General features: G+C 59.4%; 8 protein-coding genes. 5 read left to right on the top strand and 3 right to left on the bottom strand.

What is annotated here, in order from left to right:
* Nucleotides 1–944: 944 nt before the first annotated feature.
* Nucleotides 945–1,172 carry a hypothetical protein gene (locus ACTO3O_RS08850; protein ID WP_297831567.1) on the bottom strand — a complete coding sequence of 76 codons (228 nt, stop codon included), beginning with the start codon at nucleotides 1,170–1,172 and terminating at the stop codon, nucleotides 945–947.
* Nucleotides 1,173–1,327: 155 nt separating this feature from the next.
* Entirely contained in the window at nucleotides 1,328–2,482 is a 1,155-nt protein-coding gene (locus ACTO3O_RS08845) for a Wzz/FepE/Etk N-terminal domain-containing protein (protein ID WP_297831565.1), read from the bottom strand.
* Nucleotides 2,483–2,924: 442 nt separating this feature from the next.
* Here ACTO3O_RS08845 and ACTO3O_RS08840 point away from each other — a divergent pair, with 442 nt between their 5' ends.
* From ACTO3O_RS08840 to ACTO3O_RS08825, 4 genes are all read left to right on the top strand, one after another.
* Complete coding sequence (locus ACTO3O_RS08840; RefSeq protein WP_297831563.1) at nucleotides 2,925–4,784, top strand: amidophosphoribosyltransferase; 1,860 nt, start codon at nucleotides 2,925–2,927, stop codon at nucleotides 4,782–4,784.
* Between the two features lie 76 nt (nucleotides 4,785–4,860).
* A complete protein-coding gene (rfbA, locus tag ACTO3O_RS08835; protein WP_294592218.1) occupies nucleotides 4,861–5,751 on the top strand; it encodes a glucose-1-phosphate thymidylyltransferase RfbA in 891 nt (296 codons plus the stop codon).
* Between the two features lie 46 nt (nucleotides 5,752–5,797).
* Complete coding sequence (gene recO, locus ACTO3O_RS08830) at nucleotides 5,798–6,592, top strand: DNA repair protein RecO (protein WP_297831559.1); 795 nt, start codon at nucleotides 5,798–5,800, stop codon at nucleotides 6,590–6,592.
* 2 nt (nucleotides 6,593–6,594) lie between these two features.
* Nucleotides 6,595–6,897, top strand: coding sequence for a hypothetical protein (locus ACTO3O_RS08825; protein ID WP_297831556.1), 303 nt, complete (start codon nucleotides 6,595–6,597; stop codon nucleotides 6,895–6,897).
* A 67-nt stretch (nucleotides 6,898–6,964) separates the two neighbouring features.
* Here the strand turns inward: ACTO3O_RS08825 and ACTO3O_RS08820 are convergent, their stop codons facing one another.
* Nucleotides 6,965–7,492 carry a peroxiredoxin family protein gene (locus tag ACTO3O_RS08820; protein ID WP_482596701.1) on the bottom strand — a complete coding sequence of 176 codons (528 nt, stop codon included), beginning with the start codon at nucleotides 7,490–7,492 and terminating at the stop codon, nucleotides 6,965–6,967.
* A gap of 527 nt (nucleotides 7,493–8,019) precedes the next feature.
* Here ACTO3O_RS08820 and ACTO3O_RS08815 point away from each other — a divergent pair.
* The gene (locus tag ACTO3O_RS08815; RefSeq protein WP_297831552.1) at nucleotides 8,020–11,094 is read left to right on the top strand and encodes a protein O-mannosyl-transferase family; all 3,075 of its coding nucleotides are present in this window, start codon (nucleotides 8,020–8,022) and stop codon (nucleotides 11,092–11,094) included.
* The last annotated feature ends 1,084 nt before the right edge of the window (nucleotides 11,095–12,178 follow it).

The following is a 12,178-nucleotide window of genomic DNA, read 5'->3' as shown; positions in this document are numbered from 1 at the left end:
AAAAAACCCCCCCCGCGGCTTGTTTTGGGAGAATCGGTTTTGTCTGAATGTCGTAGGGGGAAGACTGCCGCAGCGAAACGCAGTTTCGCCCGTCCTTCCGGTGCACCCAGGTGTTTTGTTAGGGTTGTTTCTACCTTTAAGTGGGGCTCGCTTGGCCGACGCGTTTGCGCCATGGCGCGCGAACAGAACGGGGGTAGAGGCTGGCAGTGGAAATGCTGCGCATTTCCCGTCCACGGGACGTGGGGCCCGCGCGGCCCGAGGGCAGTACCCTCCCGTAGGACAGACACGCGCCTCGCCTAAAGAAGCGATTCAACTATTTCGGCAGTAGCCGAATATAGATGAATCGCGCAAGGCGCGCACAAAAAAAGCAGGGCTGAGTTGATTAAGCGATACGTAGTATCGCTCTGTCCTGCCGGGGTCACCCGGCCGCCGCCCGCGTAGGGCAGTTTTAGGCGGGGCAAAGCTCGACCGCGCGCCGCCGCCTAAAGAGGGAAATCGTCAAAATGCGCTGGCGCGTTTTGACAAGATTTCCCTAGGCGCGCGAAAAAGCGGCGGAGCGAAAGCGGAGCCGCAGTGAGGCGGACACGGGGCGGAGAATTGGGCTGTTCTTTGGGCCGCGCCGTGCTGGGCCGAGCTGTTGGTCGTGCCTTTGCGGTTCGTAGAACCGCCGGGCTTGCGGCGGACTGCAACTCGACGGGGCTTGTTGCACTCACCGCTGGCGGCGAACTTGGCCGATTTGGGCGGTGTTGGTGGCGGAGTTCTTGCGACCCTAAAGGGTCGCGCGGGCCGGACGCCTGCCCACGGGCGGCCCGCAACACGCCGCTCGCGCGTCGAGAGTTGCCGTTCCTCCCGGGCGTCCGGCCTACCAAGGTTAAAAAAAGTAGGGTAGAGGCTGTCGCTTGGGGTAGTTCCAGCCATCTTTCGAGTGCCGAGCGGCACCCCGTTTATTCCGAGAGGCACCGCAACTGAAGACCATAGGCACGGCTTGTTGTACTTCCAGGAACCAGTCCCATTACATGAAAATGTAAATACATACTGCGATAATCGATAGCAGTGGAAGCCCAACTGTATCCATCGCTCCCCACCACGACCAGCGTCCCCAATCGATCGTTGGTGCCATTCCCGCGGTAGCCCGGGGCGGTGAGTTGAGCTCTTGCGGCTCTTTGGGTCACGCGGGCCCGCTCATGCCCTCCGGACGGTCGCAACCAACGCCTGATCCACCAGATAGACCGAAAACAATTAGCGCGATTCCTCACGGAATCGCGCTAATCTTAATAAGGGAGGATGATGAATCCCCGCTTTGATATCCGCAGTGAAAATTGCCTGTTTATGCCTGAAGCTCCGCAGAGTTCAAATCCGTATCTGTGCCTGCCTCCGAAGCCGAGACCAGCAACGACTTCCCGACCACAATCCCGGTTGCGATAAATGCACCCAGAAAAGCGAAACCCACCAGGAACAACATCTTGTTCGGAGCCGCCGGACGATCCGAAACGATAGCCGGCTCGACCACCGTTGCAATCGGCGTCTCCTCCTGCAACTTGATCTTCGTCACCTCCACCTGCGACGCCGTCTGATTGTAAACATTATACGCAATCTCCCGCTCGTTGCGCAGCCGCTCGATCCGCGTCCGGAGCGCCTCCGAACTGATCGTCCGGTTCTGATCCACCGCCGCCACCAGCCGGTCCTCCGCCTCGTAGTATCGTAGTTTTGCCTCCGCATTCTGACGGATATTCTGCTCCAGATCGTTGCGCGTCTTTTGCGTCCGGTAAGCCGTCATGTATCGTTGGAGCTTCATCACCAACGAGTCCGCCACCACCGCCGCCACCAGCGGATCCTGCATCGTCACCTTTACCTCCAGCATCGACGACTTCTTGTCCTCCTCGACCTGCAACATTTTGTTCAAAGCCCCCACGAAAGAGCGGTAAGGCGTCGGCAAAAAGAACAAATCGACCGAATCCAAAGCCGGTAATGCCTCCTCTTCCGCCTTGTCCCGTCCGATCGAAGTCACCCAGCCGATCGCCTGCCCCGGGAAAGCCGTGATGTACTTCCACCACGCCCGTTTTTGGTGCTCCCTCACATAATCGAACAGCGACATCTGCACCCCCGTCTCGCCCTTCGGTGCCGAGAGCGTGACCGGAATTTCGGCGAACTCCAACAGAAACGGCGTGCTCCGAACGATTTCCGGGAAAATAGCCGCCGTAATCCCGTCATTCCCCGCTCCCTGGTTCAGGTTGATCCCCGCCATAGCCGCCAAACCGGCCATCCCGCCTCCCGACTGGGAGCCGTTTTTGCTCTCCGGAGCCAGTTTGATGGTGGTGACATAGCTCTTCGGAATGCTGAACCCGATGATGAGCCCTGCCGCCCCGCCGATCAGGGCATATTTCACGATACGTCGTCGCGCGTCCCACACTCGACGGAGCAGATCCAGCAGGTCGATCTCTTTATTGTTGTTCGTTTCCGGAGCAGTCGTTCCTTGAGTCATGATTCCCGATTGAAGAAGATAACAATACGATACTGCAAAGATAACATTTTGTGCCGTACTGTTGCCTGTCCGGCGCGGAGAACGGGGAAATCCGCCGGCCCCGGGGCGAAGAAAATTCCTGCGGATCGGAGCGACCGGAGCGGAAAAAAACTACCTTTGTCCTCGCCGTCATGATTCGAACGACCGTTATACCGTCCGTTTTGCGGAGCGCTGCCTTTTTCGGTGCCTCCCTCGTCGCTATGCGCCGGGCCGACGACATCAACAACATCGAATCGGAGGGGCGATACCTTGTTCCGGAGCTGCAACAGGCTTCGGAACGCGAACATACGACGAATCTCGACCCAAGAGGACATAGTTGCATTGCTGCGCTATGTCCTCTTGTCGTATTCCGGGGGCGGTCGGAAACGAAAAACGAACCGATCCGGCATAAAAAACAGACGAAATGAGCGATAGAATCAAACACGAATGCGGCCTGGCGATGGTGCGGCTCTTGAAACCCCTCGACCATTACGAACAACGCTACGGCACCCGGTGGTGGGGGCTGAACAAACTCTACCTGCTGATGGAGAAGCAGCGCAACCGCGGGCAGGAGGGGGCCGGGATCGCCTCCGTCAAGCTCCATGCCGAGCCCGGTGAAGAGTATGTTTTCCGCGAACGCGCCGTCGGAGCGGGGGCCATTCAGGAGCTTTTCGACGCCGTCCGGCGCGACCGGGAGGCCCACCCCGAACTCGAACCCTTCCTCGGCGAGGTCTGCATGGGGCACTTGCGATACAGCACCACCGGACGATCCGGCATCTCGTACACCCACCCCTTTCTGCGGCGGAACAACTGGCGGTGCCGCAACCTCGCGCTGGCCGGTAACTTCAACCTGACCAACGTGGACGAGGTCTTCGACCATATCGTCGCCCGCGGCCAGCATCCCCGCCACAATGCCGATACCTTCATCATGCTCGAACAGCTCGGCTACCTGCTCGACAGCGAGGCAGACCGGCAGTATCGGCGCTGCAAGGAGATGGGGCTCTCCGGGGCCGCTTTGAACGAGGCGATCGAGGCTCGCATCGACTTCGAACGGATTCTCGGCGAGGCTTCCGAGCTGTGGGACGGCGGATATGTGATCGGCGGTCTGACCGGCAGCGGCGATATGTTCGTTTTGCGCGACCCGCACGGGATTCGCCCTGCTTTCTACTACGTTTCGGACGAGGTGGTCGCGGTGGCTTCCGAACGGCCCGTGTTGCAAACCGCGTTCGATATCGAGACCGAGCAGGTCACCGAACTGGGGCCCGGCGAGGCGTTGATCGTCACCAAAGCCGGCGAACGGCGCATGGCCCGCATCCGGCCGGCGGAGCGACCGACCCCCTGTTCCTTCGAACGCATCTACTTCTCGCGGGGCAGCGACCGCGACATCTACCGCGAACGCAAAGCGTTGGGACGGCTGCTGGTGCCCGAAGTGCTGGAACGCGTCGAGTCCGATTTCGCCCACACCGTCTTCTCGTTCATCCCGAACACCGCCGAGGTGGCCTATATGGGGATGGTCGAGGGGCTCGAAGAGGCGTTCAACCGACAGAAATGCCATGCTCTGCTGGCCGCGCGGGCCACGCTGACCGAGGCCGAAATCACCGACATCATGGCGATGCGCGTGCGGCGCGAGAAGCTGGCCCTGAAGGATATCAAACTCCGCACGTTCATCGCCGAGGACGCCAGCCGCGACGACCTCGCGGCGCATGTCTACGACACGACCTACGGAACGATTCGGCCCGGCGTGGATACGGCGGTGGCGATCGACGACAGCATCGTCCGCGGCACCACCCTGCGGCGCAGTATCGTTCACATCCTGAGCCGGCAACGGCCCCGGAAGATCGTCATCGTCTCCAGCTCGCCCCAGATACGCTATCCGGACTGTTACGGGATCGATATGTCGAGCATGGGCGAGTTTATCGCCTTCCACGCAGCCATCGAGCTGCTGCACGAGCGCGGTATGGTCGGGCGGATCGACGAGGTCTACGCCGCCTGCCGGGCGCAGGAGGGGTTGCCGAAGGAACGGATCGTGAACCACGTCAAACGGATCTACGAGCCGTTCACGGATCGGGAGATCGCTGACCGGATCGCCCGGATGATTACGCCGCCCGGCTGCCCGTCGCCCGTGGAGGTGGTCTACCAGACGATCGAAAACCTCCACCGGGCCTGCCCGAACCACGCGGGAGACTGGTATTTCTCGGGCGATTATCCCACGCCGGGGGGAAACAGACTGGTGAACCGCGCCTTTATCGATTGGTACGAGGGGCGCGGCCGCGGAGATCGATAGAGCGGATCGGGTCGGTCGCGCAACCCATCGAAATAAACCGTACCTTTGTACGAACAATCAAAACCATTCGACGCGAATGAAAGGTATCGTACTGGCCGGAGGCTCCGGCACACGCCTCTACCCGATCACCAAAGGGGTCAGCAAACAGATGCTCCCCATCTATGATAAACCGATGATCTACTATCCGATCTCGGTGCTGATGCTCGCCGGGATTCGGGAGATTCTGATTATTTCGACCCCGCACGACCTGCCGGGTTTCCGCAGGCTGCTGGGCGACGGGTCGGACTACGGCGTGCGGTTCGAATATGCCGAACAGCCCTCGCCGGACGGGCTGGCGCAGGCTTTCATCATCGGCGAACAATTTATCGGTTCGGACGCCGTTTGTCTGGTGTTGGGCGACAATATCTTCTTCGGGCAGCGCTTTTCCGAGATGCTGCGCGAGGCGGTGGCGGCCGCCGAAGACCCGACCGCGCCGAAGGCTACGGTTTTCGGCTATCGGGTGAGCGATCCCGAGCGGTACGGCGTGGTCTCGTTCGACGCCGAGGGGAATGCCGAGACGCTGGAGGAGAAACCGAAGAACCCGAAGTCCAATTATGCCGTGGTGGGGCTCTACTTCTATCCCAACCGGGTGGTGGACGTGGCGAAGCGGATTAAACCGTCGGCCAGGGGCGAGCTGGAGATTACCACCGTCAATGAACGGTTCCTGCGGGACAGCGAGTTGAAGGTGCAGCTTTTCGGCAGGGGATTCGCCTGGCTCGACACCGGGACGCACGACTCGCTGAGCGAGGCGTCGACCTTTATCGAGGTGATCGAAAAACGGCAGGGGCTCAAAGTGGCTTGTTTGGAGGGGATCGCCTATCGGAACGGGTGGATCACGGCGGAACGGCTGCGGGAGATTGCCGAGCCGATGGCCAAGAATCCGTACGGGCAGTACCTCTTGTCGCGCATCGAAGAGGATCGGCGATAGCCGTTTCCGCCCCGGATCGAAACCCTTTTGACTGAAACGAAAACCGATGGCCGAAGAGACTCCCCGCGCATTTCCGCCCAACGTGCCGGCTCCGCCGCTGCCGCGCAAGGGACAGAAAGCGAACGTGCCGCGCGGCCGTTACAAGGCGCGCGGCATCGTGCTCCACGCCATGAAGTACGGCGACCGCAAGCTGATCGTCCGCATCTTTACGGCCGCTTACGGCCGACGGAGCTACGTGGCCAAGCTCTCGGCGCAGAATGGGACGCGGGGGTTCTTCCAGCCGCTCTTTATCCTCGATTTCGACGCGTGGGCGGGGCGCAGCGAGATGCACAACATCGAACAGCCTCAACTGGGGGTGGCGCTGAGCCAGATGCCGTTCGACATCGTCAAGAGCTCGATCGCGCTGTTTCTTTCCGAACTACTCTATCGGCTGATCCAGGACGACGAACCCGATCCGGGGCTCTATCGTTTTGTCGAGGAGGCGATCACCGAGCTGGACGACATGGAGGAGGGGGTGGCCAATTTCCACCTCTGGTTCCTCGTGCGGCTGACCGAATACATGGGGTATGCGCCGCGGGACACCTATGCCCCGGGCTACTCGCTGGACTACCGGAACGGGCTCTATACGGCTGATCCGCCGGCCCATACGCTGGTGATGCCTCCGACCGAGGCGACGCTGTTCCACACCCTCAACGCGTGTCGGCCGGAGGAGCTCGGAGCGGTCGGGCTGGCGCGCGAACAGCGGGTGGCGCTGCTGGAACGGCTGATCGACCTCTACGGTTACCATACGGACGCGATCTATAGCGTCAATTCGTTGCGGATTCTCTCCGAAATCTTTTAGCTATGGAGTCGAAAGCTGAGCGAATCGCTACCCTGAATGACAACCAGCGGCGTTTTTTCGAAACATTGGCCCGGATACAGGAAGAGGCCGTGCAGGTAGCTTTGATCCGCCATCGTGCGGGAGATTCGGTCGAGGAGTTGTTGAATGAAGCGACCGGCGATGTGCTCTGCGGGGTGATGGAACTGATCGATGGTTACATCGATTCGGAATCGCAGCTGGATTTGGTCGATCGCCGGACTGGCGCGCGGTTGAAGGAGTGTCCGGGAATCGAACTGCACGATTGGCTGGAGGACTTTCTGAAATAAGAAAGGTTTCGATTCGATCTTTTCGACTGAATCGAAACCTTTCGGATGTCGTTGCTTTTGAGGAGGATTATCGAAGGTATTCGGACAGTGTCCGGTCGATGGCCTCTCCGCGCAGGCCGCGGGCCACGATCTTCCCGTCCGGCCCGAACAGCACGATGTGGGGAATACCCCGCACTCCGTACAGCTTCCCTGCGGCATTGTTCGTGTCGATCATCTGCGGCCAGGTGATGTTCAACTCTTTCACGGCTTTGCCCAGGTTCTCGGGCTTGTCCGCCACGAAAATTCCCAAGACTTCCAGCCCTTTGTCCTTGTATTTTTCATAGGCTTGCGCGATCACGGGCGTTTCCTTGCGGCACGGCCCGCACCACGAGGCCCAGAAGTCCACGAGAACGTATTTTCCGCGTCCGACGTAGTCCGACAGGTTTACGGTTTGACCGGCGCTGTCCTGACCTTCGAAGTCGGCGAAGGTGGATTTGGCCGCGGTTGTTTTAGCGGCTTCTTTGTCCTGCTGCTGCTGCTGCTGCTGCGGAACGAGGGCGTGTACGGTTGCGGCGCTGGCCATAACCAGTAGCGCCGTAAAAATCCATGTTTTCATAAAATCATTTTTTTGTTTACGTTTCGAAGATAATCATTTCTTGCCATTTCTATTCTTTGCCCCGGATAGAACCGTACCTTTCTTGAAAGAAAGGTACCCAAAGAACTTTCGTGATAGCTACGCTACGCCTTAGGCTCCGCAGTCCTCAGTCTTCGTGAGTCTGTCGGGCTGGGTTTTCTCGGCGGGGCGCTATAATGCGAGTATTACCCTAATGCGCCCGCGCCGGAAAACCACAGCCCAACGAACCAATCGAGATTTGGGCCGCCGGCAGCTTTAGGATGCGTCAGCATCCGTCTAAAGTTTGGCTTCGCCTTCCTCCTTGCACCTCGGCCATTCAAACAAGTTTGATGGCGCTCGGTTGCTGCGTCGGTTTTCTGGTTCTCTTTGTTCACAAAGAGAACAGTACCCTCCTGCTCAATGAAAATATATATAGTCAATGAAATCGTCTGTCAGTGAATCGGTAAAAAAAGATTAACTTAGCCACCGCAAATAGCATACCAATCACCCATTTGAAAAAGAGAGAGTCAATGAGCAGTTTTGGTAAACGCAGCCTGTGGGGCGGCTGGATCGTTTTCGCGATCGCCAGCCTCACCTATCTGCTGACCATGGAGCCCACCGCCAGTTTGTGGGATTGCAGCGAATTTATCGCCACCAGTTATAAACTCGAAGTGGGACACCCGCCGGGAACCCCCTTCTTCTTTCTTATCAACCGGTTGGGAGCGATCTTTGCCGGTGATCCGACCTTGGTGGCCGGGGCGATTAATGCCCTTTCGGCCTTGGAGAGCGGCCTGACCATCGCCTTCCTCTTCTGGAGCATCGCGCACCTCGGGCGGCGCATGTACCGCAAAGAGGAGAACGAACTCACCGACGGACAGAGCTGGGCCGTGATCGGTGCCGCCGCGATCGGATCGTTGGCCTATACCTGGACCGACACCTTCTGGTTCTCGGCCGTCGAGGCCGAGGTGTACGCCTTGTCGTCGCTCTTTACAGCCGTTGTTTTCTGGGCCATTCTCAAGTGGGAGAACGTTGCCGATCGGCCGGGGAGCAACCGCTGGCTGGTGCTCATCGCTTATCTGATGGGGCTCTCCGTGGGGGCGCATATCTTGAACCTGCTGGCCATCCCGGCACTCGTCTTTATCTACTACTTCAAGAAATTCCCCGGACGGCCGAAAGCCGAACTTTGGAAACCGGGCGCCATTTCAGTCTTGCTGACCGGCGCATTCTATATCCTCACCCCTACGGTGGTGTCGATCGGGGCGTTCGTCGACCGGATCTTCGTGAACGGATTCGGACTGGGAGTCAACAGCGGACTCGTGACATTCGTGGTGCTGTTGCTGTGCGGCCTCGGCTGGGGCGTGTGGCGGACCCAGCAGCGCGGACAGGTCGGGTGGAATACCGTTCTGCTCTCCACGGCCATGGTGATCGTCGGCATCTCGACCTACGGCATCGTGCTGATCCGCGCCGGTATCAACCCGCCGATGAACAGCAACAACCCGAGCAATCCTTATGCGCTGCTTTCGTTCCTCAACCGGGAGCAATACGGCAGTCGACCGCTCATTTACGGCGAGAGCTACGCCTCGCCGGCGGTGGCGTCGAAATACAGCGACTCCTATTTCGTAGACGAAGAGGGCAAGTACCGACCGATGTCTACGGTGGTCGGGTTCGAGTACGACGGGAAGACCAAGATGCTCTTCCCGCGCATGTACAGCGCCGAGGCGAGCCATGTGCAGGAGTACAAACGGTGGGCGGATGTCAAGGGACGGAAAGTCCGGACGGAGGAGGGGAAGATGGTGACCGTGCCGACCTTCGGCGAGAACCTCAAATTCTTCTTCGCCTATCAGCTCAATAACATGTACTGGCGGTACTTCCTCTGGAACTTCGTGGGGCGGCAGAGCGATATTCAGAACCACTCGATCATCGACGGGAACTGGATGAGCGGTATTCGGCCTCTCGACGAGCTCTATCTCGGGCCGCAGGACAATCTGCCGTCGGAGGTGGCGGCCAACCGGGGGCGGAACACCTACTACTTTCTGCCGTTTATCCTCGGGCTGATCGGCTTCTTCTATCAGCTCAAACGCGACGGGCGGAACTTCCTGGTGGTTTTCCTGCTCTTCTTCATGACCGGGCTGGCCATCATCCTCTACCTGAACCAGACGCCGTTGCAACCCAGAGAGCGGGACTATGCTTATGCGGGGTCGTTCTATGCCTTTGCGATCTGGATCGGGCTGGGCTTGCTGTGGGTCTACGATCTGTTGCGCCGCAAGGCATTCAAGACCGACGGGCGGCTGGCGGCTGCCGTGGCGTTCGTGATTTGCGCGTCGGTGCCGACCGTACTGGCGGTGCAGAACTGGGACGACCACGACCGGAGCCATCGGTACGTGGCGCGCGATATGGGGTATAACTACCTGACGAGCGTGCTGCCCAACGGGATTATTATCGACTACGGGGATAACGACACCTTCCCGTTGTGGTACAATCAGGAGGTGGAAAATGTGCGGCCGGATGTGCGGGTGATGAACTCGTCGTACATCGGCGGCGACTGGTATATCGACCAGATGCGGATGAAAGCCAACGATTCGGAAGCGATTCCGCACTCGCTGCCGCGGGAGAAATACTATGGCGACGCGGTGGGGCAGTTCCTGATCCGCGAGGTGGACAAGCCGGACGGCACGCCGTGGACGGCGCAGGAGGTGATGACGGTGGTGAACAGCAACGATCCGCGGACGCGGGTGGTGGTCGATCGGGACGGGACGATGATGGACATCGTGCCGGCACGGCGTATTGCGATTCCGGTCAACAAGGAGAATGTGCTTCGGAGCGGGGTCGTTCGGCCGGAAGATGCGCATCTGATCGAGGATACGATCTATCTGGAGATCAATCCGAACAAGTCGGTGTTGTCGGCGGGCGAGATGGTCTTTCTCGACTTGCTGGCTTCGAACGACTGGACGCGGCCGATCTATTTCACTTCGCCGGCCGATCTCTTGAAGTGGGGATTGGTGCATTACGGCGGCGGACAGGGGCAGGCCTGGTCTTATCTCCAGCAGGATGGGATGGCTTACCGGCTGGTGCCGATCAAGTCCCCGATCGAACGGTCGTTCGGCATCGGACGGATCGATACGGGGACGCTGTACGACAACCTGATGAATCGTTATCGGTACGGAAATATCGGTGATCCGCGGGTCTATGTGGATGCGTTCGTGACGAACACTTTTGCGGCGTCGCAACTGCGTTCGTCGTTTGCCCGGTTGGCCAACGCGCTGACGGAGCAGGGCGATACGACCCGGGCGGTCGAGGTGTTGGATCGGGCGATGCGCGAGATGCCGCTGGAGCAGTTGCGGATGGACGATATGGTGCCTTATCTGGTCGAGGCGTACTACAAGGCGGGGGCGTATGACAAGGGGAATGCGCTGGCGAGACAGTCGGCGGCGATTCTGACGGAGTATGTGGATTATTACGACAGATTCCGGGGGGCAAAGAAGGCGTTGGTTGAAGAGGAGGCGTTGGATCGGTTGCGGACGCTGTATAGTCTCTATCTGATTGCAGGGCAGCATGGTCAGGAGGAGATCGTGGCGTTGTGCGAGCCTTATTTCGGCGGTTTCTGATTTCCAGTCTCCTGATGTTTGTCGGTCGCCTTGAAGATTGTGCTTCAAGGCGACCGACTGTTTTATTCGGGGCGATTCTGTCGTTTAGTGTGCGGACAAAGATTTGGGCCGTCGGCAGCTTGAGGATGCGCAAGCATCCGTCTAAAGTTTGGCTTCGCCTTCCTCCTCGCCGCTTGGCAATTTGCAAACTACGTTTGCATTGCTCTCGCTGGCAGCGTCGGTTTTCTGGTTCTCTTTGTTCACAAAGAGAACAGTTCGAGGCGGGACAAAGCTTGACGCGCGCCGCCGCTTAAAGAAGCGATTCAATCATTTCGGCGGTAGCCGAATATAGATGAATCGCGCAGGCGCGCGAAAAAAGAACAGGGGTAGAGGAGGCCAGTGGAAATGCGTAAGCATTTCCCGTCCACGGGACGTGGGGCCCGCGCGGCCTGAGCGCAGTACCCTCTTGTTGCCAAATCGCGCGCCACGCCTTGGGAGGGAAATCGTCAAAACTCGCATGCGTGTTTTGACAAGATTTCCCAAGGCGCGCGAACAAATCGACTCTGCCGAAAACTCCGTCGCCCGCCCGCCTAAGAGGGCATATTCTGCCGGATTGGCACTCGGCCAATCCGGCAAGAATTGCCGCGGGCGACGAAGGAATGCGGCGGAGCGACAGCGGAGCCGCAGTGAAGCGAACACGGGGCGGAGAACTGGGGCGAGCTTTGGGCTGAACTTGTTGACTGTGCTTTGGACTGAAAGCAAGTAGCGCGATTCCTCGCGGAATCGCCGTTCTCGGCGCGCAGCGAACGCCGAAGGCGGGCGCCGGGGGGCGCGCCCGAGGACGAATGGGCGGAGGGTTGGGCTAAACTTTTGGACGGTATTTGTGAGACCTTTAGGTCGCCGGCCTCGTCGCCCAGGCGCGGAGCGCCTCGGGAGGGATGGGCGACAGGCCGAACCAGATAGAAGGTGGTGATAAATGGTAGTGCGCAGCCCGAATCCCAAGAACGAATGGGCCTTGCTCTTGCGGTTCGAAGAACCGCGCGGGCCGGAGCCACCCCCGGCGTAGGGCCGCAACTCGCGATGCTCGTTCGGCCCCCGCTGGCTC

Source organism: Rikenella sp. (assembly GCF_056799795.1).
The sequence above is the reverse complement of the archived record's forward strand: the minus strand, read 5'-3'. Positions and strand labels throughout refer to the sequence as shown.

Excerpts from the sequence above, each read along its gene's own strand:
- ACTO3O_RS08845 (WP_297831565.1), bottom strand. The coding sequence starts at position 2,482 with ATGACTCAAGGAACGACTGCTCCGGAAACGAACAACAATAAAGAGATC.
- ACTO3O_RS08840 (WP_297831563.1), top strand. The coding sequence starts at position 2,925 with ATGAGCGATAGAATCAAACACGAATGCGGCCTGGCGATGGTGCGGCTC.
- rfbA (WP_294592218.1), top strand. The coding sequence starts at position 4,861 with ATGAAAGGTATCGTACTGGCCGGAGGCTCCGGCACACGCCTCTACCCG.
- recO (WP_297831559.1), top strand. The coding sequence starts at position 5,798 with ATGGCCGAAGAGACTCCCCGCGCATTTCCGCCCAACGTGCCGGCTCCG.
- ACTO3O_RS08825 (WP_297831556.1), top strand. The coding sequence starts at position 6,595 with ATGGAGTCGAAAGCTGAGCGAATCGCTACCCTGAATGACAACCAGCGG.
- ACTO3O_RS08820 (WP_482596701.1), bottom strand. The coding sequence starts at position 7,492 with ATGAAAACATGGATTTTTACGGCGCTACTGGTTATGGCCAGCGCCGCA.
- ACTO3O_RS08815 (WP_297831552.1), top strand. The coding sequence starts at position 8,020 with ATGAGCAGTTTTGGTAAACGCAGCCTGTGGGGCGGCTGGATCGTTTTC.